Annotated in this window: 23 protein-coding genes; 14 read left to right on the plus strand and 9 right to left on the minus strand. The window is 68.5% G+C overall.

Features of this window, described 5'->3' with window-relative positions; all coding sequences use genetic code 11:
* Positions 1–184: 184 nt before the first annotated feature.
* On the plus strand, positions 185–1,114 hold the full coding sequence (locus HR086_RS00165) for a VCBS repeat-containing protein (protein ID WP_174464493.1): 930 nt from the start codon (positions 185–187) through the stop codon (positions 1,112–1,114).
* 144 nt (positions 1,115–1,258) lie between these two features.
* On the opposite strand, the gene HR086_RS00170 is transcribed toward HR086_RS00165, so the two are convergent.
* From HR086_RS00170 to HR086_RS00180, 3 genes are read right to left on the minus strand one after another with little or no spacing between them, the layout of a single operon-like run.
* Complete coding sequence (locus HR086_RS00170; protein ID WP_174464015.1) at positions 1,259–2,971, minus strand: sodium:solute symporter; 1,713 nt, start codon at positions 2,969–2,971, stop codon at positions 1,259–1,261.
* Positions 2,968–3,126: a hypothetical protein gene (locus tag HR086_RS00175; protein ID WP_174457688.1), complete on the minus strand. Its 159-nt coding sequence runs from the start codon at positions 3,124–3,126 to the stop codon at positions 2,968–2,970. The genes HR086_RS00170 and HR086_RS00175 overlap by 4 nt, the downstream gene beginning before the upstream one ends.
* An 8-nt stretch (positions 3,127–3,134) precedes the next feature.
* On the minus strand, positions 3,135–5,621 hold the full coding sequence (locus HR086_RS00180) for a PIG-L family deacetylase (RefSeq protein ID WP_174464494.1): 2,487 nt from the start codon (positions 5,619–5,621) through the stop codon (positions 3,135–3,137).
* Positions 5,622–5,765: 144 nt separating this feature from the next.
* Between HR086_RS00180 and bshC the strand changes: the two genes are divergently transcribed.
* From bshC to bshA, 3 genes are read left to right on the plus strand one after another with little or no spacing between them, the layout of a single operon-like run.
* Positions 5,766–7,391, plus strand: coding sequence for a bacillithiol biosynthesis cysteine-adding enzyme BshC (gene bshC / locus HR086_RS00185; RefSeq protein WP_174464495.1), 1,626 nt, complete (start codon positions 5,766–5,768; stop codon positions 7,389–7,391).
* Complete coding sequence (gene bshB1 / locus HR086_RS00190; protein WP_174457717.1) at positions 7,388–8,194, plus strand: bacillithiol biosynthesis deacetylase BshB1; 807 nt, start codon at positions 7,388–7,390, stop codon at positions 8,192–8,194. Before bshC ends, bshB1 begins: the two co-directional genes overlap by 4 nt.
* Entirely contained in the window at positions 8,191–9,354 is a 1,164-nt protein-coding gene (gene bshA / locus HR086_RS00195; protein WP_174464496.1) for an N-acetyl-alpha-D-glucosaminyl L-malate synthase BshA, read from the plus strand. Before bshB1 ends, bshA begins: the two co-directional genes overlap by 4 nt.
* Positions 9,355–9,379: 25 nt before the next feature.
* On the opposite strand, the gene HR086_RS00200 is transcribed toward bshA, so the two are convergent.
* Positions 9,380–10,225, minus strand: a complete 846-nt coding sequence (locus HR086_RS00200; protein WP_174457719.1) for a DUF2911 domain-containing protein — start codon at positions 10,223–10,225, stop codon at positions 9,380–9,382.
* 170 nt (positions 10,226–10,395) lie between these two features.
* Here HR086_RS00200 and HR086_RS00205 point away from each other — a divergent pair, with 170 nt between their 5' ends.
* The 3 genes from HR086_RS00205 (at position 10,396) to HR086_RS00215 (ending at position 12,786) form a co-directional block, all read left to right on the plus strand.
* Entirely contained in the window at positions 10,396–11,685 is a 1,290-nt protein-coding gene (locus HR086_RS00205) for an AAA family ATPase (protein ID WP_174464497.1), read from the plus strand.
* Positions 11,686–11,855: 170 nt separating this feature from the next.
* Entirely contained in the window at positions 11,856–12,575 is a 720-nt protein-coding gene (locus HR086_RS00210; RefSeq protein WP_174464498.1) for a DUF1775 domain-containing protein, read from the plus strand.
* A 16-nt stretch (positions 12,576–12,591) separates the two neighbouring features.
* The gene (locus HR086_RS00215; protein ID WP_141641419.1) at positions 12,592–12,786 is read left to right on the plus strand and encodes a hypothetical protein; all 195 of its coding nucleotides are present in this window, start codon (positions 12,592–12,594) and stop codon (positions 12,784–12,786) included.
* Between the two features lie 82 nt (positions 12,787–12,868).
* Here HR086_RS00215 and HR086_RS00220 read toward each other — a convergent pair whose 3' ends face one another.
* Both HR086_RS00220 and HR086_RS00225 read right to left on the minus strand, forming a co-directional pair.
* Positions 12,869–13,528, minus strand: a complete 660-nt coding sequence (locus HR086_RS00220; protein ID WP_141641420.1) for an SCO family protein — start codon at positions 13,526–13,528, stop codon at positions 12,869–12,871.
* 1 nt (position 13,529) lies between these two features.
* The gene (locus tag HR086_RS00225; protein WP_174464499.1) at positions 13,530–14,291 is read right to left on the minus strand and encodes a hypothetical protein; all 762 of its coding nucleotides are present in this window, start codon (positions 14,289–14,291) and stop codon (positions 13,530–13,532) included.
* Between the two features lie 114 nt (positions 14,292–14,405).
* Between HR086_RS00225 and HR086_RS00230 the strand changes: the two genes are divergently transcribed.
* Positions 14,406–14,834, plus strand: a complete 429-nt coding sequence (locus HR086_RS00230) for a hypothetical protein (RefSeq protein ID WP_174464500.1) — start codon at positions 14,406–14,408, stop codon at positions 14,832–14,834.
* A 26-nt stretch (positions 14,835–14,860) separates the two neighbouring features.
* Here HR086_RS00230 and HR086_RS00235 read toward each other — a convergent pair whose 3' ends face one another.
* Positions 14,861–16,018 carry an NAD(P)/FAD-dependent oxidoreductase gene (locus HR086_RS00235; protein ID WP_174464501.1) on the minus strand — a complete coding sequence of 386 codons (1,158 nt, stop codon included), beginning with the start codon at positions 16,016–16,018 and terminating at the stop codon, positions 14,861–14,863.
* A gap of 30 nt (positions 16,019–16,048) precedes the next feature.
* Here HR086_RS00235 and HR086_RS00240 point away from each other — a divergent pair, with 30 nt between their 5' ends.
* Complete coding sequence (locus HR086_RS00240; protein WP_174464008.1) at positions 16,049–16,504, plus strand: MarR family winged helix-turn-helix transcriptional regulator; 456 nt, start codon at positions 16,049–16,051, stop codon at positions 16,502–16,504.
* An 86-nt stretch (positions 16,505–16,590) separates the two neighbouring features.
* On the opposite strand, the gene HR086_RS00245 is transcribed toward HR086_RS00240, so the two are convergent.
* Positions 16,591–17,538, minus strand: a complete 948-nt coding sequence (locus HR086_RS00245) for a hypothetical protein (RefSeq protein ID WP_141641425.1) — start codon at positions 17,536–17,538, stop codon at positions 16,591–16,593.
* Between the two features lie 139 nt (positions 17,539–17,677).
* On the opposite strand from HR086_RS00245, the gene HR086_RS00250 reads away from it, so the two are divergent.
* The 3 genes from HR086_RS00250 to HR086_RS00260 all read left to right on the plus strand — a co-directional run bounded on the left by HR086_RS00250 (position 17,678) and on the right by HR086_RS00260 (position 21,414).
* Positions 17,678–19,024 carry a thioredoxin family protein gene (locus HR086_RS00250; protein ID WP_174464502.1) on the plus strand — a complete coding sequence of 449 codons (1,347 nt, stop codon included), beginning with the start codon at positions 17,678–17,680 and terminating at the stop codon, positions 19,022–19,024.
* A gap of 221 nt (positions 19,025–19,245) precedes the next feature.
* Positions 19,246–20,241, plus strand: a complete 996-nt coding sequence (locus HR086_RS00255) for a bifunctional helix-turn-helix transcriptional regulator/GNAT family N-acetyltransferase (RefSeq protein ID WP_174464503.1) — start codon at positions 19,246–19,248, stop codon at positions 20,239–20,241.
* 150 nt (positions 20,242–20,391) lie between these two features.
* Entirely contained in the window at positions 20,392–21,414 is a 1,023-nt protein-coding gene (locus HR086_RS00260; RefSeq protein WP_174464006.1) for a hypothetical protein, read from the plus strand.
* A 134-nt stretch (positions 21,415–21,548) separates the two neighbouring features.
* On the opposite strand, the gene HR086_RS00265 is transcribed toward HR086_RS00260, so the two are convergent.
* Complete coding sequence (locus HR086_RS00265) at positions 21,549–22,796, minus strand: sigma-54 dependent transcriptional regulator (RefSeq protein ID WP_174464504.1); 1,248 nt, start codon at positions 22,794–22,796, stop codon at positions 21,549–21,551.
* Positions 22,797–23,034: 238 nt separating this feature from the next.
* On the opposite strand from HR086_RS00265, the gene HR086_RS00270 reads away from it, so the two are divergent.
* Entirely contained in the window at positions 23,035–24,957 is a 1,923-nt protein-coding gene (locus tag HR086_RS00270) for an SPFH domain-containing protein (RefSeq protein ID WP_174464505.1), read from the plus strand.
* Between the two features lie 7 nt (positions 24,958–24,964).
* Positions 24,965–25,822 carry a hypothetical protein gene (locus tag HR086_RS00275; RefSeq protein WP_174464506.1) on the plus strand — a complete coding sequence of 286 codons (858 nt, stop codon included), beginning with the start codon at positions 24,965–24,967 and terminating at the stop codon, positions 25,820–25,822.
* Positions 25,823–25,836 lie beyond the last annotated feature (14 nt).

Consider the following 25,836-nt stretch of genomic DNA (forward strand, 5'->3'; position numbering starts at 1 on the left):
GGAGGGTATGTGCATGTATTGGCTTCGCGTCAGGAGCATGGGACAAGATGCGCGCCATGACTTCACCCACCGTGCATTCCGCGCAGCGCATCGCCGACCCCGCCGGCGGCGCTCAGCATTACCGAGGCCGTGGCCGTGTAGTCACGCCGTTTCCGAAGAGCAGTCACCCGTGGGGGAGCTGAACATGAAGAAGACCGTGCTGACGTTGTGTCTTGCTGGAGGTGTCCTGGGCTGTGGCGAGCCGGAGGGAACGCTCGACGAAGGCGTCGCGCCGGAGGGCACCCAGTCCCAGGCCATCCTCGGCGATGTCGTGAGCTTCAATGGCGACCCGAACTCCGACCTGCTGTGGAGGAACCAGTCCACGGGCAACATGCTCACCTGGATCATGGCCGGCCCCTCCCTGGCCGCCACGGCGGTGATGCCCGCCGTGTCGCCGTCGCTCGTGGTTCAGGCCGCCTCCGATTTCGGCGGACCGACGTCGGACCCGGACCTCGTCTTCCACACGCCCGCGTCGGCCGGCACGGCCATCCGCTTCCTCAACAGCTCCTTCAGCGTGCTCGGCATGGCGCCCATCTCGGGCGTCCTCCCGTCGTCGAGCTGGTACGTCGCCGCGTCCGGAGACTTCAACATGGACGGGCAGACGGACCTGGTGCTGCACAACCGCTCCACGGGGCAGTTCTTCTACCAGTACATGTCCGGGCCCACGCCCATCGGCATCTCCACGCCGCTTCCTCGCGCGCTCCCCTGGTACATCGTGGGCGCGGCGGACTTCGACGGAGATGGGAGGACGGACCTGCTCTGGCGCCACCGCACCTCGGGCCAGAATGACATCTGGCGAATGAACAACACCGCCATCATCGGCTCCTTTCCCCTGCCCGTCATGTCCCTGGCCTTCTATGTCGGCGCCACCGCGGACTACACGCGCGATGGAATCCCAGACATCGCCTGGCACAACCCGAGCTCGGGGCAGGTCGTCATCTGGCGGATGGCGGGGATGAGCCTGGGCACGTCCATGACCGTGGGCAGCATGGGCTCGGGCTGCCCGCCGTGGTTCTCACAGGTCACCCCGCCCCCCTCGTCGGGAACCTGCATGTACCTCGTGGGTCCTCGCTAGCCCGGGCGTCGGCGCGCAGGGGCCTCGCTCGGACATCCCGCGCGAGGCGCCTCCACCAGTTGGACCCCACTCCGGGCCTCGTCGACGACGCCGGAGAGGTCATCGCTCCAGGGCGGGCCCCTCATGGGGGCCCAAGCCCGCGACCTACACCTCGGCGGCCGGCGCGACCTGCGGCTCGCGAGGCATGACGACCTGGAGCGCCAGGCTCAGCGCGACGACGAGCGCGCAGCCGATGACGTTGAACCAGAGGTAGCCGATGTCGCTGAGCATGAAGAGGCCAATCACCGTGGCCTGGGAGATGACGGCCGCGGTGAAGACCGCGTGTCCTCGCACGTGCTTGAGGAAGAAGGCGACCAGGAAGATGCCCAGCACCGTGCCGTAGAAGATGGAGCCCAGGATGTTCACCGCCTGGATGAGGTTGTCGAGCAGCGACGCGAAGCTCGCGAAGCCCACGGCCACCAGGCCCCAGAACACGGTGAACAGCTTGGAGGCGATGAGGACGTGCCGGTCCGACGCCTCCGGGCGGAACACGCGCCGGTAGAAGTCCACCGTCGTGGTGGCCCCCAGCGCGTTCAGCTCACTGGCGATGGAGCTCATGGCCGCTGACAGGATGACGGCGATGAGCAGCCCGAACAGCCCGCTGGGCAGCCAGCGCTTCACGAAGCTGATGAAGATGTAGTCGGAGTCCTTGGTCTCCGCGCCGGGCAGCGCGCGCGACACCAGGGCCTTGGCCTCCTTGCGAACCGCGCTGGCCTCGCCCGAGGAAGCGCGCAGGGCCTCCCGGACTCCCGCCTGCGTGGCGGCATCACCCGCGTCACCCGCCGCGAGGTAGCGCTCCACCTCCGCGCGCTTGCTGGACTGCACCTGCTCCCACTTCGCCTCCAGCGCCGCGTACTCCCCCGCCTGCGTCGTCGCGCGCATGCGCTCGCCCAGCGTGTCGTTGAAGAGCAGGGGCGGCGTGCTGAACTGGTAGAAGACGAAGACGAGGATGCCGACGAAGAGGATGAGGAACTGCATCGGCAGCTTGAGGACGCCGTTGAACAGCAGTCCCAGCCGGCTCTCGGAGATGGAGCGCCCCGTCAGGTAGCGGCCCACCTGCGACTGGTCCGTGCCGAAGTACGACAGCGCCAGGAAGAAGCCACCGGTGATGCCGGACCAGAAGTTGTAGCGGTCCTGGACGTTGAAGTCGAAGCTCACCACGTTCATCCGGCCGAACGCGCCCGCGACGTCCACGGCGTCGCCGAACGACACGTGCTTGGGCAGCCGCCAGAGGATGACCAGCGCGGCCACCACCATGCCGCCCATCATCACCACCATCTGCTGCTTCTGCGTCTGGCTGACGGCGCTGGAGCCGCCCGTCACCGTGTAGAGGATGACCAGCGCGCCCATCGCGACGACGGTGGGCTCCAGCGGCCAGCCGAGGATGGTGGAGAGGATGATGGCCGGGGCATAGATGGTGATGCCCGCGGCGAGGCCCCGCTGCACCAGGAACAGGAAGGCACCCAACAGGCGCGTCTTCAAGTCGAAGCGAGATTCCAGATACTGGTACGCGGTGATGACGTTCAGCCGGTAGTAGATGGGAACGAAGACCGCGCTGATGAGAATCATCGCGAACGGCAGTCCGAAGTAGAACTGCACGAAGCGCATGCCGTCTTCGTACGCTTGGCCCGGAACGGAGAGGAAGGTGATGGCGCTGGCCTGCGTGGCCATCACCGCGAGACCAATCGTGGGCCACTTCAGCTCGCGCGCGCCGCGCAGGTAGTCCTCGGTGTTCTTCGCGCCCCGGGACTTCCACATCCCCCAGATGACGATGAACGCCGTCGTTCCGACGAGCACCACCCAATCAAGCAAGGTCACGAGTACACCCAGGTGAGCAGCGACGACAGCGCGAGGAACAGGACGAAGGCGCCGAACACCAGCAGATAGACGTTGCGCCACGAGCCCAGGAGCGGCGGCGCGTCATCCAGCTCCGGCCTCTTTTCGGGCGGTGTCTGGGAGGGAGACGGATTCACGGGGGAGCTCATTGCGCGAGGACGTTCGCCAGGAGGCGGTAGGCGCCGGGGACTCCGGCGGGAAGCTGACGGAAGAAGGCCAGGCCCGTGTAGACGAACACGCCCTTGCCATGACGGGTGATGAGCAGCGAGCCGCGCAGGGGCGCTTCGCCCGCGTCGTTCAGTTCGAACACGGGGCGGTAGTGGTCATCCCACTTCGACGCGAAGTAGAGGCCGCGCTCCTGGACCCAGCCGTCGAAGTCCGCGGCCGTGAGCCGGTTGGGTGCGCGCAACAGCGGCTCGTCCTTGGACACGGGCATCATCACCGCCGTCTCGTCCGTCACGCGCTCGCGGCCAATCTCCAGCGGGTACGGCCCGACGAAGGCGGCCAGCGGGCCCACGCGGCTGTTGGTGTTGTACTGCACCACCAGTCGTCCGCCCTGCTTCACGTAGTCGAGCAGCCGCTCACGGTGCACGGCGAGGCGGGGGTTCGCGTTGAACGCGCGCACACCGACGAGGATGGCGTCGAAGCGCTCCAGCTTCTCGGAAGCCAGCCGCTCCTCGGGGAGCACCGTCACCTCGTACCCCACCGCCGCCAGACTCTCCGCCACGCGGTCACCAGGCCCGGGGATGTAGCCCAGGCGCTTCACCTTCGTCGCGAGCGCGAAGGGAATCAGCGTCGCCTCGGAGGGCTGGCGGACCGCCAGGGGCGGCAGGTGCTCGTGGGCCACGTTGCGCACGCGCCATGACTCCGCGCGGCCTCCGCTGTCCACGACGACGCGCAGGCGCGCCTTCTCGGTGGCGCCCTTGGGCGGCGTCACCCGGAACTGGACCGTGCGCTCGTCACCGCGCGAGGTGAGCTGGAACGCATGCTCCACCGGCTCCGAGCGCCAGCCCTGGGGCAGCTCCAGGCGCACCTTGCCCGAGGCCTCCGCGCGCCCCGCGCCCAGCACCACGGAGATGGCCTGCGCCGCGCCGTTGGGGAACATCACCCGGTCGCGCTCCAGCGTCGCGGTGACGGCGGGCACCACCTCGAACGCGCGGTACAGCTCGCCGCGCACCGGGTCCGTCCACACATGCACCACCGGCCGCGTCACGGTGATGCGCCGGCCGCCGACCTCGTACACAAACGTCACCGCCAGCGAGGGGCCGCCCTCGGGCAACCCCGTCAGCGCGCGGTCCGAGTCCTCGAGCGTGAAGAGTCCTCCAGAGATGGGCTTGCGCAGCCAGTACGGCGTGGTGACGGCCGCGTCCTCCGGCAGCGTCACCTTCTTCTCCAGCTTGAAGGGCGTGTGCTCCGCGAGCGCCGCATTCACGGGCACGCTCTCTCCGCCCGGCAGCGTTACGCTCACGAGTCGAAGCGCGGCGGGCGAGCGGTTCAGCGCGAACAGGCTCAGCGTCACCGGAGCGCCCGGCACACCGGCGGCCTCCGGAGCGCGTGCCTCCAGGAACAACCCCGCGCACGCGGCGATGAGAGCCTCCGTCTCGCGCAGCTTGAGCGCCTTCCACGGATGGTCATCAGGCAGCGCGGACAATGCCTCATGCACGCGCAAGAGCGCGGGCACGGTGCGGGAAGGAGCACGCGCATCGAAGCCCTTCACCGCGTCATCCACCGCGCGGGCCACGGCCTCCGTGCCCTTCCATCGGCGCCAGGACAGGTCCAGGCCCTCGAACACGTCCGCCTTCGGACGCGTGCCGTCGAGCGGCGTGAAGTACTCCAGCAGCGGACCGCGCTCAGCTGGGACACCGAAGCCCTGGCTCTTGTGCTGGCTGCGGCTCTCCGCGGAGATTTCTCCCCAGGAGCGACCGAGCAGCGCGTCGTACCCGCCCACGTCCACCTTGAGGTAGCCGGACATGTCCGCGTCTGGCTTGAGGCTCCACGTCGAGACGTTGTTCAGCAGCCGGTCCGCCTTCCACGGCTTCACCAGGTCCAGTTGCTCGGGGAAGCGCTTGGGGTCGGCGGCGGCGGTGAAGGCCTCGGCGGCGAGCAGCGCGGACGCGGTGTGGTGTCCGTGGTTGGGCGGCTTCGTGTTGAAGCGCGTGACGATGAGGTCCGGCTGGAAGCGACGGATGGCGAGCACCACGTCGGCCAGCACCGCGTCGTGTCCCCAGATGCGCAGCGCCTCGTCGGCGGACTTCGTGTAGCCGAAGTCCCTCGCGCGGGTGAAGTACTGCTCGGCGCCGTCCACGCGGCGCGCGGCCAGCAGCTCGTACGTGCGGATGAGTCCGAGCAGCTCGTCCTGCTCGGTGCCGATGAGGTTCTGTCCGCCGTCGCCACGCGTGAGCGACAGGTAGCCCGCGCGCAGTCCGCGTTCACCGACCAGCCAGGCGAGAAAGCGCGTGTTCTCGTCGTCAGGGTGGGCCGCGACGTAGAGCACGCTGCCCGTCACACCGAGCCGTCGGAGTCCCGCAGCGATTTCCCCCGCGTGGGGTTGCCGAGGTGCCTGGGCGAAGGCCGAAGTCCCAATTCCAAGACTCATGGCCAGCGTCATGCCAAAGAAGAGCAGGGTTCGCATCCGCGGCGGACCCTACAACAAGGTCTCCACCCACGCGCGCCTGACCTTCATCACCATGACGCGTCCAGCCACGGCCTCACATCGCGTGCGCGTCACGGTCCTTCTCCGTGCCGGCAAGGGAATGACCTGTTATCACCGCGCACCGTGACGCCTTCCTTTCCCACCGCGTGGCTCAAGGGAGACCCACGCGCGCTCGCCTTCCTGCCCGACCGCTTCCGCCATCGCGCCGCGCGCGCGGAGGCCGCGGCCGCATCCGCCTTGCGCCCCATGTCGTCGGCCCTGCTCGACGTCGTGGTCGCCCAGAACGCACGCCTCTCGCCGAGCCCCGCGAGAGAGCGTCATCTGGAGGAGCTTGCCCGCCCTGGCACCATCGCCGTGGTGACGGGCCAGCAGATGGGGTTGTTCCTCGGCCCGCTCTTCACGCTCTACAAGGCCGCCGCCGCAATCACGGCCGCGCGCGCGCTTCGGGAAGAAACCGGGCGGCCCTGTGTTCCCGTCTTCTGGCTTCAAACCGAGGACCACGACCTGCCGGAAGTGGACCACTGCTTCATCGCGAGCCCCCGGGGCTCCGCGAAGCGCGTGGCGTTGGACGTGCCCGAGGCCGCCGCCTCGCGTGCGCCCGTCGCCCACCGCAAGCTCGGCGCGGGTGTCACCCAGGCCCTCGAGGCGCTGCGCGGAGAGCTGGGAGCAGAGCCCCAGGCCTCCGAGCACCTGGAGCTGCTCGCGCGCGCCTACCAGCCCGACGCGACACTCGCGGAGGCGTTCACCCAGGTGCTCGCCGCACTCTTCGCCGATGAGGGCCTGGTCTTCATCGACCCGAGGGACGCGCGCCTCGCGCCCTTCGCCGCGCCCATCCACCGGCTCGCGATTCAGGACGCCTCCGCCATCTCCACCGCGCTCTCGCGTCGCGTGGAAGCGCTGACGCAGGCGGGCTTCTCCGAGCAGGTCCACATCCGGCCCGGCTCGCCGCTCGGCTTCTATTCACCTGACGGCATCGAGGGCGCGCGCTACCGGCTGGACCCCGCGGGCGCTGACACCTGGAGCCTGGTGGGCCATCCCCGTGGCGCCACCGTGACGACGGGGGAGTTGCTGCACTGGCTGGAGCGCGAGCCGCTGCGCTTCACCACCTCCGCGCTCTTGCGGCCGCTCCTCCAGGACACGTGGCTGCCCACGGCGGCCTATGTCGGTGGCCCCGGTGAGGTCTCCTACTTCGCGCAGCTCTCACCTCTCTACGAGCACGCGGGACTGCCCATGCCACTCGTGGTGCCGCGCGCCCGCTTCCGCGTGCTGGACGACCGAGCCCGCAGACTTCTCCACAAGTTGGGCCTCACGCCGGACGAGGTGGGCGAGCCCCGCGACGCGCTGCTGACGAGGCTCGCCACACGCGACGCGGCGGAGCCCTACGAGCCCGCGGGCACGCTGGAGGCGCGGCTCTTCGGTGCCTTCGCCTCGGAGCTGGACCGTCTGGGCGAGTCGATGCTCAAGCTGGACCCTCAGCTGCTCGACGCGCTCAAGCGCACGCGGGGCACCGTGCGTGCCGCCGTGTCCCGCCTCGCGGCCCGCTATGGCCGGGCGCTCGCGCTGCGCGACGAGGTCACCACCGAGCGCGTGGACCGGCTGCGCGCCATGCTCGTCCCGGACGGGGCACCTCAGGAGCGCATCCACGGCATGGCCTACTACGCCTGTCGCTTCGGCTCCCGGGCCTTCACCCGCCAGGTGCTCGACGCGTGTGTCCCCTTCTCCGGTGACCTGCGGGACCTGACGCCATGAGCACGAGCGGCGCGACGTATGGGCTGGAGGCCCTCGCCTTCGGTCCACATCCCGACGACGTGGAGCTGTTCTGCGGCGGGCTGATGGCGAAGCTTTCGAGCCTGGGCCACCGCACCGGCATCATCGATTTGTCTCGCGGCGAGAAGAGCTCGCGCGGGACGCTGGAGAGCCGGGCCGCGGAGACGGAGGCCGCCTCGCGCGTGCTGGGCCTGTCCGTGCGGGAGAACCTGGGCCTTCCCGATGGCTGGCTCAGCCCGTGGGCTGGCTTCGAGGCCCCTGAGTCCGAGCGCATCCGCGAGTCCGCCGTGGCCCGCGTGGTGGAAGCGCTGCGTCGCTTGCGGCCGGAGCTGGTCATCGTCCCGTGGGAGGAGGAGCGCCACCCGGACCATGAGGCCGCCAGCGCGCTGGTGACTCGCGCGCTGTTCTTCGCCGGCGTGCGCAAGTTCGAGACCGAGCCGCCCGGCGCCCCGTTCACCCCTCGGCAGGTGCTCTACTACCCCCTGCGCCACCTGGCGGAGCCGAGCTTCGTCGTGGACGTGTCCGCCGTCTACGCGAGCAAGACGGCGGCCGTGCGCTGCTACGCGAGTCAGGTGGAACCCCGCCCTGACGCGCCCGCCACGCTGGTGGGCTCGCCGCTGTCGCTCTCCTCACTGGAGGCGCGGGACAGGTTCTATGGCGCCCAGGTGGGTGTCGCCCACGGCGAGCCGTATGTCGTCCGGGAGACGTTGGGGCTCATCGACCCGGTGGAACACTTCCGCCGGAATAGCTTCGAGAAGCCCCTGTTCTTCCCTCACCGCCGATGAGTCCTCCCCTCTCCATCGCCATCACCTGCTTTTCGACCTTCGGCGGCAGCGGCATGGTCGCCACCGGCATCGGCCTGGGCATGGCCGAGCGAGGTCACCGCGTCCACTTCATCGCCCGGGAGCCGCCCGCGCGGCTGGACAGCCTGCCCCGGGGCGTGACGTTCCACGAGGTGACGGAGAGCGACTACCCCGCGCTCCAGCGCTCCGGCACGTACCCCATCGCGCTGGCCTCCAAGATGATTGAGGTGGCCAACACGGAGCGGCTGGACGTGCTGCACGTCCACTACGCGGTGCCGCATGCCACGGCGGCGTGGATGGCGCGCGAGGTGCTGGGAGAGCGGGCGCCGCGCATCGTCACCACCCTGCACGGGACGGACACCACGCTGGTGGGCGTGCATCCCAGCTACCTGCCGATGACGCGCTTCTCCATCCTGCGCAGCGACGCGGTGACGACGCCGTCCGCCTTCCTCCGCGACGCGACGTGGAGCGGCTTCGGGCTGCCGGAGAGCTTCCCCATCGAGGTCATCGCCAACTTCGTGGACACGGAGCGCTATGCCCCCTCGCGGGAGCGCGCGCACCTGCGAGCCCTCTTCCCGGACCTGGGCGAGCACGAGCCCGTCCTCATCCACGTCTCCAACTTCCGTCCCGTCAAGCGCATCACCGACGTGGTGGCCGTCTTCGCGGAGGTCCACCGCCAGTTGCCCTGTCGGTTGGTGATGGTGGGTGACGGACCGGAGCGCGCCCCGGCGGAGCGGATGCTGCGCGAGTTGGGCCTCGCCCATCGCGTGGCCTTCCCGGGCAAGCAGGACCGCTTCATGGAAGTGCTCGCCGCGTCCGACGTCTTCCTGCTCCCCAGCGAACAGGAGAGCTTCGGCCTCGCCGCGCTGGAGGCGCTCAGCTGCGGCGTCCCCGTGGTCGCGAGCGACGTTGGAGGAATTCCAGAAGTCGTCCGCCACGGCGACACGGGGCTCCTGGCTCCGCTGGGCGATGTGCGCGCCATGGCGGGCCACGTGCTCGGCCTGCTGCGTGACGCGGCGCGCTGGAAGGAGTTCTCCGTCCGAGCGCGTGCCGACGTCGTCGAGCGCTTCAGGATGAAGCCGGCCATCGACCGGTATGAGGCGCTCTACCGCCGGCTCGTGAGCGGAGCCCCCCGACGCTGAAGGGGCCCCACTCGCGCCGGGACGACTACTTGTTCTTCCAGTCCGCCAGGGCCTTGGAGACCTGGTTCTTGTAGAAGAAATTCGGGTCCTTCTCGCCCAGGTCCCACGAAATCTGGGCGGCCTTGCGGGCCTCGGCGAACTTGCCGCTGCGCGCGAGGATGTCCGCGCGAATCCACTGGTTGTACCAGTTGGAGTCGAGGGCCACGGACGCGTCCGCGAGCTTCAGCGCCGCGACGTAGTCCTTGGTGGAGTCCGCCACGTAGCGCGCCGCCTGGGCCTGCTCGCTCGCGCTCGTCTGCCCCGCCTTCTCGATGTTGGCCTTGGCCAGCGTGGCCGTGTCCACCTTGATGGGGACGGAGACGCGCAGCTTCTCCCACTCGAGGTCCAGCGAGGTGCTGTCCTCGGTGGTGTTGCTGAAGACGTACGTCAGCCGCTCACGGCTGGGAATGGCCGCGGTCGTCGCGGCGACGGTGGCCACGTCGTTGGCGGGCGAGTACTGCGCCGCCGAGGAGAACAGCCCCAGCTCCTTGTTCAGCATCACCTTCCAGCCCTTCTGCGAGGGCAGGGTGACGATGGAGTAGGTGCCGGCGGGGACGGCCTTGCCGCCGAACGTCACGTCGTGGCTGAAGGTGATTTTCGTGGCCGAGTTGGCGCCCGAGCGCCAGGGCTTGTCCCAGGGAACGAGGTCACCCCAGACCTTCCGGCCCTTCACACCCGGGCTGGAATAGTCGATGGAAACCGAGGTGACACCCACGTCCTGCGCCACCTTGGCGGAGGGGCTGGGAGCGGGCAGCTCGAGTTGGGCGGAGGCGGGCGCGGCGACCAACACCACGAGCGCGGAGAGCAGACATCCGAGGGCAACGTTCTTCATCGTCCTCACATCATCCTTTCTGAACAGAACCTGAGGGGTGCGAAGGCGGGCGGAGTGTATAGACGAGCCCCCCGCTCACCAAACGATTCGGGCGAGCCACCAGACACTCCAGTGACCGAGGTATTCCCGTCGTACCCCGGGAAGACGAAGCTGCCGGGCGAGGATTCCGCATGAAGCTGACCCGGCTCACCGTCCACCACTTCCGGAGCGTGGCTCCCGGCACCGAGCTGACGCCCGGCCCGGCACTCAACCTGGTGCTCGGCGAGAATGGGACCGGGCGGACGACGCTGCTGGAGCTGGTCTCCATCGTCCTCGCCTCCGACTTCGCCAGCCTCATCCATGAGCGCTTCGCGTTGGAGTACGAGCTCGCCTTCCCCGGCATGAAGCTGCACGTCTACGCGCGCAACGACACGCGCGTGCCCGAGCGCACGGAGCCCACCGCGCGGCAGGGCGCGGGGCTGTTGCCCCTGCGCACGCCCACCACCGACTCCGGGCTCCAGCCACTCATCGAGGTGGAGTTGCACTTGTCCTCGCCCTCGGCGCGGCTGGTGATGCGCGCGGACGCGGAGGGCATCGACTGCAAGGTGGACGGCGTGGCCGCGTGGACGCGCACCATGCACTGGTCGCTCCTGGACCGCTCGGTGTGGACGCTGCTGTTCATGACGGCGCAGTACATCGACGCGGGCATGAAGGAGCGTCTCAAGGAGCTCTTGAGGCGGACCTTCCTGCTGGCGCCGCAGCGCTTCGATGAAGCGCTCGGGATGTTCGAGCGCCTGGGCACCATCCGCTACGCCATGGAGGCGCGCGACGGAGAGGTGTTTCCGCTGGGCTTGATGGCCCTGCCCGGCTGGATGCCCGGGTGGCTGAAGGAGCGCGTGGAGCAGGAGCCGCTCCTCGACGCCCTGGAGCTTCGCCACGACGCGCTGGAGCGCTCCTTCCTCTCGCGCTTCGTGAGCCTGGCGGGCCTGGAGTCGGGACGGCTGCGCGTGGAGGTGCTGGAGAAGCGCTCGTTCGACAACGGAGGGCGCGTGGGGTTCGGCGGCTTCGCGTTCCACTTCGTCCGACGCGACGGGCGCGAGCTGCCGCAGGCGGAGCTGGGCTTCGGCCAGAAGCGGCTGCTGTCGCTCTTGTACTACCTGGACGTCAACGAGGACTTCGCCATCCTGGACGAGCCCGCCAATGGCTTGCACCCGCGCTGGGTGGAGGCGGGCCTGCGCGAGCTGGGCGGACGGCAGGTCTTCCTCGCCACGCAGAGCCCGCTGCCGCTGGAGCATCCCGTGTTCGCCTCCGAGGAGGAGCTGCGCGCGGCGCTCATCCACTGCGCACCGGTGCTGCATGAGGGACACGAGCGCATGGGCTGGGCACACCCGACGCGGCAGCTCGCCGCGAAGCTCTTCGACGCCCACCGCAGCGGCGCGCGGCCCCTGGGGGCCCTGCTGAGGGAACACGCCGTGTGGTGAACGCTGGGGTGCGGCGAATTGTCGCGGCCCACCCTCCGGCTTCCGGATGATTGTCTGGCGCAATGGACGGGCCTGCCCTGCCGTGCTGCGGCAAATGGCCGCATCGGTGCGCTCCAAGCGGTCTGCTACGCCGAGGTGCTGGCGCAGTCATTCCCTCCTGGAGGCCCCGCTTGAAGCCCACTCTCAAGACGTTGCTCGCATTCTCGAGCCTGCTGGTCGGCACCGCCGCCCACGCCCACATCGCCGTCTCCGGCCCCGGCCCCGCAATCGCTGGCACGTCCTACGAGGCGCAGTTCACCGTGGGGCACGGGTGCAGCGGCGCGGACACCTACCGCATCAAGGTCGCCATCCCCGCGGGCGTCACCTCCGTGCGGCCGCTGGACTCCACCTTCGGCAAGGCCGTGGTGGAGAAGGACGCGAACAACAACGTGACGTCCGTCACGTGGACGCGGGGCTCCACCACGGAGGTGTTGCCCGCCGATACACATGCGCACCGGCTGGTGCTGCGTGCCCGCCTGCCGGATGCACCCTTCACCACCGTGTACTTCCCCACCACGCAGACGTGCCGGGATGCCCAGGGCGCCGAGACGATTGTGGAGTGGGTGGGCACGTCGGGGGGGCATGACCACGGGGGTGACGCCGGCACCACGCCGCAGGCGGAGCCCGCGCCCGCGCTGTTCGTCTACCCCAAGCGCACGCCGGGCTGGAACAAGTACACCGTGGAGGAGCACGTTCACGACTTCGCGGTGTTCAGCGACGCGCAGATTGTCTGGGCAGGCAATCGCGCGTTCAGTCCCAACCCCGTGACGAAGGGCCTCATCGAGTCCGACACGGACACGGACGAACTGACGGAGATTCATCCGGGCACGGAAATCTGGGTCAAGTACTGAGGCGGGAGGACACACCATGACTCGCCATCTGCTTGCATTGGCTGCCGCGTGCGCGCTCTGCGCGTGCTCGGACAGCGGCTCGAAGACGCCCTCGGCCATCACGCCGGATTCAGGAGTGCTGCCCACGCAGGGCCTGACGCAACCCACGGGCCTGGAGCGGCCTCCCACGGGCCCGGGACTGCCCGCGGACCTCAAGCCCCCGGGCCGCTGAGCACGGACACCCTCGCCGGGCTCGCTCCGAAACGCGGGGCCGAGCCCGGACAGGTGACCCATCTCCCCGCGGCGGGTCTTCATCAATCCGCCGCGTGAACCAGCGCCTCCAGGTCGCGCTGAAGCGACTCCAGTCCGTCGGAGTCATCCACCACGCGGTAGTACCCACGAATGCGCCCGTCCGCGTCCACGAGGACGAAGTGCTCGCCGTGGAAGATGCTGAGGAAGTCGTCGTCACCCGCGTCCGCGTCCCGCCCCATCATCACGCGGAAGCCCTCCAGCACCGTGGCCTCCACGTCCTCCAGCGGCCCCGTCAGCAGGGACCAGTTGCTCGTGTCCAGATGACGTGTGTTCGCGTACGCGGCGAGCCGCTCCGGTGTGTCGTAGCGCGGGTCCACGCTGAACGAGACGAAGCGCACCGACGACAGCCCCGCCTCGCGCGCCTGACGCTGGAGGCGGGCCATCTTCGCCGTGAGCAGCGGACACACCGTGGGGCAGCGCGTGAAGATGAAGTCCGCGACGACGACCGCACCGCGCAGGTCCGCGTCGGAGAACGGGCGTCCCGTCTGGTCCGTCAGGCGAAAGGTCGGCAGGGCCCCGAACCCGGGCAGCCCCCGCGCCCGCAGTCGAGCGCGTGACTCGCGCAGCAACGGGAGCGCGAGCGCCGCGACGAGCGCCAGCACTCCCACGACGAGCAACCCCACCCAGCGACGACGGCGGTGTTCCAAGACAGGCGCGGCCATGTCAGTTCCTCCCCCGCTCGCCCACGCAGCCCACGCCAAGCACATGAGGGTGGTCCATGGGCAGCCCCGCGAGGGCCGGCACCGGGCCGCTCTCGGAGACCTGTCGCGCGTCCGCCACCAGCGCCTCCACCACACGCGGGGATTCGGTCAGGTCGTAGACGCCCCGAAGCCCACCTGCCTGGTCCACCAGCAACGTGGACCACCTCTGCGACGAGTCACCCTTCACGAGCGCGCCCGCGCTCAGCATCGCCAGCACCTCCGCCTCCCACGAAGTGTCCGCCGCCAGCACATGCCAGGACGTCCGGTCGCTCCCGCCCGCTGCGCCTTCGACGCGCGCCAGTCCTTCGACCCGAGCGAAAGAAGGGCGTGCCACCACGACGAACCGGAAGGGAATGCGCTCGGCCTCCAGTCCGCGCTCCACCCGGGACAGCCGCGTCACGAGGTGCTGGTGGCTGGACGCGCGCTCCTCTGGGAGGAATTGAAGGACATAAGCCCGTCCCCGAAGCTGGCGTGTTCCAAACAGCGCTCCGTCCATGTCCCGAAGCTCGAACCGGGGAAGCTGTCCATGGAGGGGCACGGGGTTGGGAACCCACTCTGTGTCGGCGGGGAGCCAGGACTCCTCCGACAGCACCAGCCTCGCCACCGACAGCATGGCGACACAGAGCGAGAGCAACACGGCGAGACTCGAGACGCCCAGGCACCACCAGGCCCACGAACGCAGCCGGGTGGCACCTCGCGACGGACGCGAAGAGGAAGGACTCATGTCCACACCCTCGCGCAAACGGACCGCGAACACGCTGTGGCAACTTGCCGCGCGCCATGGCGAAGCACACGTCGCTACAAGCTCCCGCGCATCAGGTCCCGCCCTGGAGGGTGAATGAAGAGCGCGATGTTGCTGTGCCTGCTGTTGAGCGCCACACCGACCCCGACGTCGATATCCCCAGCCACGGAGAAGCCCGTCGTCCTGGCGACACCCGTGACGTCCGTGACGAGCACCTCGGGGCGCCTGCGAATCGAAGTACTCGCCGACGCAGTCCCCCTTCGCCGAGGCCCTCAACGCCTGCGCATCCGAGTCACCGAAGTCGCCACGGGCAAGTCCATCCCAAGCATGGTGCTGGCCCTCCAACCGTGGATGCCCACCATGGGGCACGGGCTCGACAGCCCCGCGCGAATCACGCTTCAGGGCACGAGCGACTTCGAGGTATCGGAGCTGGACCTCTTCATGCCCGGCGCCTGGGAGCTGCGGCTCACCCTGTCGGGCTCCGTCGAGGACAAGGCAGTGGTCCGCCTCCAGCTCGCACGCTGAAGCTCACGGCCCTGTCGTGTTCACGCTCAGGGATGCGGCGCACCCGCCATCCGCTGAATCGCCTCGAAGTGCTCGAGCGTGTGCGCCAGCGCGTGCTCCGACACGAAGTCGAGTCCTTCCATCGCGCCCGCCGCCGCCTCCGCGGCCCGCGTGAACATGCGCGCTTCATAGGCCGCCACCGTGCGACTCCAGTCGGAGTCCTCGGTGAGCCCCAGTGCCAGCTCCGCCGCATCCAGCATGGCCATGTTCACGCCCTCCCCGGAGAATGGCGGCATGACATGCGCCGCGTCCCCCAGCAGCGTCACGCCCGGCCGGTGCGTCCACCGATGCCCCACCGGGAGCGCGATGATGGGACGCGGGACGATGGTCTCATTGCTCACATCGATGAACCGGAGCAGTAAAGGTGCCCACCCGGTGAACCGCGCCTTGAGCGCCGCGCGGGCACGCTCGGGAGAGGACAGATCCACCTCGCCGTGTCGGAGCCAGTCCTCGGCCACGCGGAACATCAAGTAGACGCGGACATGCGCGTTGCTGCTGCGCTGCGCGATGAGACCCAGGCAGTCGCCGACCACGGAAACCTTGCCGCGAGGAATGAGCGCCGCGACGTCCGGATGCCGCGCGTCCACGTCGTCGATACTCAGCTCGACGAACATCACACCGGTGTAGCGAGGCTCCTCGCTCGACACGAGCGGCCGCACCTTGGACCACGCGCCATCCGCGCCCACCACGAGGTCGAACTCACCGAGCGAGCCGTGCTCATTCGCAACGCGATAGCGCCCATCCGACAGGGGTTCCACCGCGCGCACCTTGCTTCCCCACCGAATCGTCTCGGGAGGAAGGCTGTCGAGCAGGAGCGTGCGCAGTTGCTCGCGGTCAATCTCGGGCCGGCCACCACTTGGGTCTCCCCCCAACTGGAAGCGCAGCGTCCCCAGATGGTCATAGAGCGCGTCGCCCTGGTCGTCATAGCGCGCGAGCGCCTTGAACCCCGCCTCGAGCCCTGCATGGCGCAGAGCGACCAGGGCCGAGTCCTCGTGCAAGTCCAGCGAGCCACCCTGCGGACGTGACAGCCGGTGCTCATCCAGCTCGAACACCGTGGAGCCAATGCCCCGAGTCGCCAGAATCCGCGCGAGCGTCAGCCCGCCCGGTCCTCCGCCCACGATTCCAATGCGCTTTCCAGTTTGCATAGGCCCCTAATTAATATTACAAAGGGCCCTATGCAACACGAACGCAAGGCTCGCGCCTGGAACCCGGAATCCACGTCGGCTTATTGGATCAACCGCGCATCACGGCTGCTCATGCGGCTGCATGAGTCACGCTTGCGTCCGCTGGGCCTCGGCATGAGCCAGCTCCCGGTCCTGACGGCGCTCGAGGATGGAGGGACGCTGTCGCAGAAGACGCTCGCGGAGCGGGCGCGCGTCGAGCAGCCGACGATGGCGGAGATGCTCGCGCGCATGGAGCGCGACGGCGTGGTCCTGCGCGAGCCCAACCCGGAGGACAAGCGAGCAAGCCTCACCTCGCTGACTCCCCAGGCCCGCGCCCGGCTTCCCGAAGCGAAAGCGGCGCTGATGCGCGGAGAGGACGAGGCGACCGCGGGCTTCACGCAGAAGGAGAAGGCACTCCTGCGTGAGCTCCTGCAGCGCGTCGTTCAAAACCTTGAAACAGAGGGTTAGCGCCGGGTCCCTACTGGGATTCCACCGGAGCAGGGCCGTGCCCGGCGTGGCGCTGACCCTCTTCCTGCCGTCAGGACGTCAGGACACTAGAAGTTGCCGGCGCGGGCCTCTTCGAAGGGCACGCGGTGCTTCATGTACATCGTGTCCAGCATGTGGTTGCCGATGAGGTTGAGGTTGCCATCGGTGAAGCGGTGCACCACGGCGCCCTTGCCGGCGTCCTTCGCGAACGCGACGGGGTCGAAGCTGCCGCCCAGGCCGGTGAGCGTGGGCACCGCGTCCGCGTTGTTGACGTAGTGCACGTACTTCGGTCCGTCCGGGTACTTGGTGGACGCGGCGCCGAAGGTCTCCACGCTCAGCTTGCCCATCGCCTTCTCGACCTGCGCGGGGGACATGCCGTCCTCGATGCGCAGCCGGCGCTCGACGTCGAACAGCGCGCGAGCGGTGATGAGGCCGCCCTGGCTGTAGCCCATCAGGTGGACGTCGCGTCCCGCCTTCAGCTCGCCGTAGAGGGTGTCCGCCAGCGTGTCCACGGCGGGGTTCTTGCCCTTGTCCAGCTTGTCACCCACGCACTGGGCCAGGTCCGCGACGATTCCCTGCGTCGCGTTGTGGATGCCGATGACGCGCGCATCCGCCTTCTCCGCGATGGCCTTCATCTCGCCGAGCTGGTTGGCCGCCGGCGTCATGATGCCGTTGACGTAGAGGATGGTCTTCGAAGGGTTCGGGTTGTCCCGCGGGGTGACGCCGGGGATGTCCTTGAGCGGCGTGCCCGGCGCGAAGGTCTGCCCCTTGGCGCCCATGAGCTTGCCGTCCTGCGTCCGGTCCGGCTTCGAGTCCCCGCCGAACAGCTTCTTGACCTCGCTCAGGTGCGTGGCCTCGAAGACATCCTTGCCCTGCTCCAGGAAGCGCGGGACTTCCTTCAGCCCGTTCTTCGCGGCCTCCACCAGTCCGCCCAGCGGGTTCTTCAGGGACGCGCGCGAGGTCTGCGTCGAGGCGACAGGCGTGGCAGCGGGACGGTTGCGGTCGATGGGGCTCATGAAGGGCTCCCGCCCATGGGGGTGCTGGGCGTTTCCATCATTTTCTCACAGAGCCCGCACGAAGTTGCGTCGCAGGTGGGAACCCGGCCGGTTTCGGGAATGTCTGGGGCGACATCCCTGCGACATCCCTGGAGAAACCATGACGATGAGACCTGTCCTCGGTGTCCTGCTCCTGCTCTGGGGCTGCGCCTCCAGCAGTCCTTCGACGCAGCGCGCCAATTCCAAATCAGGGCCCGCATTCATCGAGAATGATTGGGAAAGGGCGCTTCGGGAGGCGCGGGAGAAGCAGCGGCCCCTCTTCGTGGAGACCTGGGCGCCCTGGTGCCAGTCGTGTCGTTCGATGCGCTCGACGGTGCTGACCTCACCCGCCCTGGGGGAACAGGAGGGCCGCTTCGTCTGGCTCGCCATCGACACGGATGCCCCGGCCAATGAGGCCTTCCTCCAGCGCTATCCGGTGGATACGTGGCCCACCGTGCTCATCCTGGAGCCGGAACAGGGCGCGGTCCTCGTGCGCTCGCTGGGCGGAGTGTCCGTGCCCCAGTTGCTCGGGTTGCTCGCGCAGGGAGAGCAGGCCTTCCAGCGGGGGCGCGCGGGCGGGGAGGAGCTGTCCAGGGCGGACGGGCTCGCGCTCACCGGCCACCACGCGGAGGCAGCGGCGGCCTACCAGCAGGCCGTGGCGCACTGGACGCCCGAGGACTCGCGCCGGGCCAGCGCCGTGGTTTCGTGGCTCAAGTCGCTCACCGCCATGGGCGACGCGGTCTCCTGCATGCGCGTGGCGGCCCAGGAGCTTGGGCACCTGCCCCGCGTGGATGACCGCACCCGGGTGCTGTACGTGGGCATGGGCTGCGCGCTGGATGCGAAGACGGATGAGGCTCGAGCGCTGCGCGAACAACTCGCCCAGGAGGCGGCTCGGGCCCGTGAGGCGCCCGAAGGCACGCTGACGCCAGCGCTGCGCTCCTCGCTCTACGAGGTGGGCTGCGAGGCCCACGAGGCGTCGGGAGACGAGGCGAGCATGCGCGAGCTGGCGGAGACGTGGTGGCGTTTCCTGGAGGAGCAGGCCACACGCGCGCGCAGCGCCGAGGAGCGGGCCGCGCTCGACTCGCATCGGGTGATGGCGGTCGCGCTGCTGGCTCGCCCGGAGGCAGCCCTCTCGCGATTGGAGCGCAGTGAGCGGGAGCTGCCGGAGGACTACAACCCGCCCGCGCGGCTCGCCACGCTGCATCTGATGGCGGGACAGCATGAGCGGGCCCTCGCCGCCAGTGAGCGCGCGTTGTCACTCGCCAAGGGGGCCTCGCGAGGGACGGTCCTCGCGGGACAGGCGCGAATCCTCAGCGCGAGCGGCAAGCGTGCCCAGGCGGAAGCGCTGCTGACGCAGGCGTTGAGCGAGCTGGAACAAGCGTCCGTTCCCAAGAACCACCTGCAGCGACAGGTCCTCGAGCGGGTCCTCTCGCAGCTGCGCGCGGAAGGCGGCCCTCCGTCACCGTGAGCGATGGACGGGTGACGCACAGGGCCTGAGGTGCATCCGCATCAGGCTGGGCGCGCGGTGGACGTTTTCCGCGGGGCGTTGGCGGTCCACGCGACGGGGCCTCGACACGGACATTCGGTGCCGCTGGACGACGAGGTGCACGTCGCCCCGCCGGAAAGTCCATTGCGCTCCACCCGATTCATAGCTAGATATATAGCGCGCTATGAATATGGAGGTGCGACATGGAAGTGGATCTTCTTGCGGGACTTGGCGTGGGCTTTCTGGGCAGCCGTCTCAAGCGACTCGCCGAGCGGATGCAGGCCGACGCGGCTGAAGTGGCCCGCTCGTTGGACCTGCCAGTCCAGCCAGCCCAGATGTCGATGTTGATGACGCTCCGCCTGCACGGCCCGATGACGGTGGGAGAACTGGCCGAACGGTTGCGGGTAGCCCAACCCACGGTGACTCGCGCGCTCGGAACCCTGGAAGACTTCGTTGAAGTGCGGCGCTCGCCGGACGACCAGCGCGCGAAGCGACTGGCGCTGACAGAAAAGGGCGAGGCCCTGATGGTCCGCGTCCAGACGCAGTTGTTGCCGCGCATCGAGCCCGCCGCGGCTTCACTGGTCGAGGGGTTGTCGGGCGACTTCATGCAGGGCCTGACCAGGGTGGAGGCACGGCTGGCGGAGTCCTCGTTGCTGAGCCGGAGCGAAGCCGCCGGTCCGCCCGCGATGTGGGCGCGCGACTTCTCCGACGACCTAGCCGAGGCCTTCCATCGAATCAACGCCGAATGGATTCAGGACATGTTCACCCTCGAGGCGAACGACATCGCCCTCCTGTCGAAGCCGCGGGAGCTGATCCTCGACAAGGGGGGCGTGGTGCTGTTCGCCGAGACACCACGGCTGGGCGTGGTCGGGACGTGTGCCCTGATGGTGTCCAAGGACGGTTGGGTCGAGTTGACCAAGATGGGTGTCTTGAAGAGCGCCCGGGGCCTGAAGGTCGGCGAGTTCCTGCTCGCGAAGACCCTGCAGCGGGCCTCCAGCCTGGGGTTCGACAAGGTCTACCTGTTGACCAACAAGAAGTGCGCTCCAGCCATCCACCTCTACGAGAAGCTTGGCTTCGTGCACGACGCGGAGATCATGCGGCTGTTCGGGGCGCGCTACGCGAGATGTGACGTGGCGATGTCATACAGGCCGAGGGGTGACCTGAAGCCCCTGCCTCCGTCTTCACAGCGGGAGTCATGACCGAGTGGCGGTTCCCGAACGTCGACCTGACCATTCACATGTTTCGCCAGCCCGGCGGCGCCTGAGCTGGCTTCGACACGCGCGCAACCTTGATTCGGCTACCTCGTCACGAGATGCTCCCAGCAGATTTTCCCCGCGATGGAGTTCATCATGACGAGCCTGGCAGCGCTTCCCACGGATCAAAAGAAGATCAACTGTGTCTGGATTGGGAACGGACTGATCAGCTGCCAGTCGGCGTTCAACATCCTCAGTTGGATATCGTGTGGCTGGACGGTCACCATCTACAAGCACCCTGCCCCGCAGGGGAATGCCGCCGTGAGCGCGATCTTCCACGAGGATGCCCGTTCCGCGCTCGAGTCCCCCAAGGTCACCGAGGAGACCCTCTCCGTGGTTTCCCTCACGGACGCTCTCGAAGCCGCGACCACGGTCATGCCAACCACCCGGGCACTCCTGCGTCGGTGGATTGGTGACATCGGCGTCGGCTACACCAGCTACGCCATCGGAGACCTGACCAAGTCATTTATCGCAGGCACTCGCGTGGGCATCGTGCTCGACCTGAAAATCGGCCCCAGCCAATGGGTCCATGATTATCCGTCAAAGCCATTCACCGAAACCTTCATCAGCTTCTCCCGAACGGGTGCTTTTGATGTGGAGAACCAGTGCCTGGGCAGCCTCAACCTTGAAGTTTCAAACGAGTACGGCCAAATCTTCGACCTGAGCGCGAGCGGCCTGGAAAACGCCACCTTCGACCAGCAAACCAATGCAGAGGCGGTTTTCGGCTCCATCACGAGCAAGCACCAACTCGCGTTCAATAATTTGAAACGCAAGCGGAAGGGTACGGACGTGAAGACAACGGACAGCACCAAATGGGAGTTCTTCGAGATTGGCAGCAACAAGAACTCAGGTCCGTTTCGCGTCTACCAGAAGCCGGGTTACTTCAACTGGAAACAGGGAGAGTACCCGGAGCAGAAGAAGGAGAATCTGGTGCTTGTCGCCGATGAACTGAAGCGCGACCACGGCACCATGCAGAACACGCGCGTACCCGCTCCATTCAAGCACGACAGCAACTTCTACCTTCAATACATCCAACCCCTGGCCCATGAATCCATCAAGGACCTCAGAACGACGATTGAGAAGATCGACAAGGAGATCCAAGAGGGCAAGAAGCTATAGCCTCATGTCGAGCGGACAGGTCCCCGACGCACAGGGCCCACCAGCCACGGCGAACACCTCGATTCGAGTGAGGGTCGCCGTTCGGCCAGTTCGGCGCGGTCTGGCTGTCGGGGCGGGGCATCCGACCTCGAGGCTCACTTGCCGCCGCGAACCGTCACGCCGAGCCGTTTCATCATCGTGCGCACCGTGCCCCCGGGGTCCTTCGCCGTGCCACGGCCGACTTCACCCAACAGGCGCGCGGCCTCCGAGGCATTGCCGCTGGCGCGCCGCAACGCGGCTTTGAGGGCCATGCGCTCCAGTCGCTCGATTTCGGCGCGCAGGTTCATCGTCCCCAGCGTCACCCGGCGCTCGACCTCGTGCTCGGACACCAGCGCGGAGCTGCTCGCGCGCTCGCGCTGCCACAACCGCCGCGGCAGATCCGACACGAGCAGTTCGTCCCCGGCGCGCTTGGCCACCAGCGCGCCGTAGATGACGTTGCGCAGTTCGCGGACGTTGCCGGGCCACGGATAGGCGCGCAGCACGTCGAGCGTCTCGGGTGTCGCGCTCCGGACGCGCGGACTGTCCGGCGCCGGCTCCTCGACGGCGTAGTAGCGCTCCATCCAGTGCAGCACGAGTGGCGCCACGTCCTCCTGCCGCTCGCGCAAGGGGGGCAGGTGAATCTGCACCGTGGCGAGGCGCTCGTAGAGGTCCTCGCCGAACAGGCCGCGCTCGATGAGTTGTCGCAGGTCCCGGTTGGTCGCCGCGAGGATGCGGAAGTCCACCTTGCGCCACGCGTTCTCTCCCAGTCGCGAGATGACCCGGTCCTCCAACACGCGCAACAGCTTCGACTGGAGCGCATGCGGCGTGTCGTCAATCTCGTCCAGCAGCACCGTGCCGCCCTCGGCCGCGGACACCAGTCCGTCATACCCATGGACCGCGCCGGAGAAGGCGCCCTTCGCGTAACCGAAGAGCTCGCCCTCCATGAGTTCATTGGGGATGGCCGCGCAGTTGATGGGCACGAACGTGTGCGAGCGCCGCTCGGACCACTCGTGGATGAGCCGTGCGGCGACCTCCTTGCCCGTCCCCGTCTCTCCGGTGAGCAACACCGGCATCGAGGTGCGAGCGGCCTGGGCGAGCTGGGCGAGCAGCGCCTTCGCCGCCGCGCTGTGCGCGATGAGCGTCCCGGGCACCTTCGGCGCCGGAGCCTCGATGAGGCTCTCCTCCAGCCGCCGCAGCAGCCGCGCCTCCCAGCCGCTCGTTCCCTTCCAGAACACGTCCATGGCCCCCTGCTCCACCGCGAGCCGGAGCGCGTCGACGGGGACGGCCCTTTCACACAGCCACAACCACCGCCCCGTCTTCGGCGCGCTCGCGAGCCGAGGCTGCGCGGAGCACACCACCGTCACCCGGGGCTCGGCTCCTCCGAGTCGCCAGCCCGCATCATTCAAATGCTGGAGCAGGGCTCGTCCTGGAGCAGGACCTTTCCAGAGGAGTTTTCGCATTCCACGATTCAAACATGGAAGGGGCATGATTTGAATCAGGTGTCGGTCACGCGACTCCAGGAGTTCCAGCCACTTGGCCCTGGCAGGGCGCATGCACTGAGGGGGGCACCCGCATTCCCGCGGGCCGTGGGAGAAGGGCCTCATGGAATACAACGTGGTTCTGGTCGGGGTCGCGCTGCTGCTGGGTATCGGGCTGGTGCTCGTGCTCAGCGGCTTGCAGGTGATCGGCGAGAACGAGTCGGGGTTGGTCATCAAGAAATACGGCGCGCCGCTGCCGCCCGGAAGGCTGGTCGCGCTGGAGGGCGAGGCCGGCTACCAGGCGCAACTGCTCCCACCGGGGTGGCACTTCGGCTACCCGTTCTGGCGCTTCAAGGTGACGCACGTCCCGGTGGTCGTGGTGCGGCAGGGACACATCGCGCTCGTCGTCGCGAACGGCGGCGCGCCGATTCCGGCCGGAAACATCCTCGGTCGCGAGGTGGGCTGCGACGACTTCCAGGACGCGCGTGCGTTCCTCGACGATGGCGGGCAGAAGGGCCGCCAGCTCGCCTTCCTCACCGCGGGCACCTATCGCATCAACCCCGCGCTGTTCACCGTCATCACCCCGGAGAACGCGGAGGAGTTCGACATGTCCGCCGAGGACCTGGAGGTCTTCAACATGGGCCTGGACAAGGTGGGCATCGTGACGACGTTGGACGGCCGCCCCATTCCGGCAGGGGACCTGGCGGGCGCGCCGGTGGACGGACATGACTCGTTCCAGAGCGCGCAGCGCTTCCTGGACGAGGGGGGCTGCCGAGGCCTGCAAGAGCAGGTGCTGCTGTCGGGCTCGTGGAACCTCAACCCGTGGTTCGTGCGGGTGGAGCAGACGCCGATGACGGAGGTCCCCATCGGCTACGTGGGCGTCGTGGTCAGCTACGTGGGACGCGAGCACCTGGACGTGTCGGGAGACGAATTCACCCATGGAGACCTCGTCGAGCGCGGGCGCAAGGGTGTGTGGATTGAGCCGCTGCTGCCCGGCAAGCACCCGCTCAACACGCGGGTGATGAAGGTGGAGTTGGTGCCCACGACGAACATCGTCCTCAACTGGGCCCAGCGGACCGAGCAGCACAAGTACGACGAGAAGCTCAGCCCCATCACCGTGCGCTCGATGGATGGGTTCAGCTTCACGCTCGATGTGTCGCAGATCATCCACATCAGCATGAAGCAGGCGCCGCGCGTGATTTCCCGCGTGGGCTCCATGCAGAATCTGGTCGACCATGTACTTCAGCCCACGGTGGCCAACTACTTCCGCAACTCCGCGCAGCAGGTGTCGGTGCTGGAGTTCCTGTCCGCGCGCACGGACCGCCAGCGAGAAGCGTATGAGGCCATCCGCGGCGCGTTGGGCGCGTATGACGTCGAGTGCATCGATACGCTCATCGGCGACATCCAGCCGCCCGCGGAGCTGATGAAGACGCAGACGGACCGGAAGATCGCCGAGGAGCTCCAGCGCACCTACGAGGTGCAGCGCGAGGCGCAGGTCCGGCGCCGCGAGTTGGAGCGCGCGACGTCGGTGGCGAACATGCAGGGCGAGGTGGTGCGCAGCGAGCAGATGGTCGCCATCAGCGAGAAGGGTGCGCTCGCCGTGGAGGAGACGGCCAAGGGCGAGGCCGCCCGCACGCGGCTGCAAGCGGAGGCGGAGGCCCACGGCATGAGGCAGCGCGCGGAGGCGGAGGCCCACGGCATGAGGCAGCGAGCGGAGGCGGAGGCGACGGCGAAGCGACTGCACGGCGGCGCGGAGGCCGAGGCGACGCGGCTCGTGGGCGAGGCGAAGGCGGAGGCGTATCGGACCGGCGTGACGGCGCTCGGTGCCCAGGCGTTCACCGCGGTGCAGTTGGCCACGGTGCTTGCGCAGCACGGGGTCAAGCTCGTCCCGGAAATCGCGTTGGGTCAGGAGGGAGCGGGAGGGCAGGGGCTGCTGGGTGCGCTGATGGCGCGGGTGCTCCAGAGCGGGGCCACGCCGCAGGTGCCGCAGCGGCCTTCGAAGCCGCCGCAGGCCAACGGCATGGTGCACGGCCCCAAGGAGGCGTGAAGTCCTGATGGCGAAGGCCGCGCACCCACGGAAGGACGCGGGTGCGCGGAGGGTGTCGAGCGTGGGAGGTCTATTGGCCGAAGCGGAGAGACAAGAACTGCTGCGGGCGCTCCGGGCGCTCCCTCAAGGCGCCGGGCCCGCCGCGTTGCGCGGCCTCGCCACGCTCCTCGAAGCCGCGGTCGAGGTGGAGGCGGAGGTCGACCCGCGCATCGCGGACGAGCTCATCCGGGTCCTGGGCCCGGTGATGGGGGAGGATACGCCGGTCACCGTCGCGGAGGCGGCGGCGGTCGCGACCGGAAGTGATGCGAAGGTCCTCGTCGCCATGCTGCCGGGACTTCGCGGAGCCCTCTCGGAGCTGCGTGCGCTGAAGGTGGGGCTCACCGGGGAGTGCGTTGGCGCGCTGTCACGGGCGGAGCTGCTGCTCCAGCAGACGCCAGCCACCGCGACCCGGCTGGCGTTGGAGAGCGCCATGGCGGGGGCGCGCACGAAGCTCGCGAGCGAGCTCTCCCGGCTCCATGCGCCTGTTCCCATCACGTCAGCGGAGGTGCTTCCCATCGCACGCTGGGTGCTGGGAGACGGACCTCCGCCCGCGGGCGCGGCGGTGCTGGAGCTGGCGCGGCGCCTGGATGACTTCTGTCATCGCGCGCCATTGACGCCCCTCGACCTCGAGGAACTCCGAGTGCTCGCACGGAAGGCGGATGCGGAGCGCGAGTCACCTGGATGGCCCTGGGTGCTGGAACGACTGCGCACGGTCAGACCGCGATTGATGCCGCGGCGAGTGCTGCCCCCTCTCTATCGGTCCCTGGCTGGGGCCCAGGTGGAGGTCACCCAGGGAGCGTTGTCGCTCGAGGACCTGTTGCGGTGACTCTGGAGCGCCGC

Origin of the sequence: Myxococcus sp. CA039A (genome assembly GCF_013336645.1) — a bacterium.
Classification (GTDB): Bacteria; Myxococcota; Myxococcia; order Myxococcales; family Myxococcaceae; genus Myxococcus; species Myxococcus llanfairpwllgwyngyllgogerychwyrndrobwllllantysiliogogogochensis.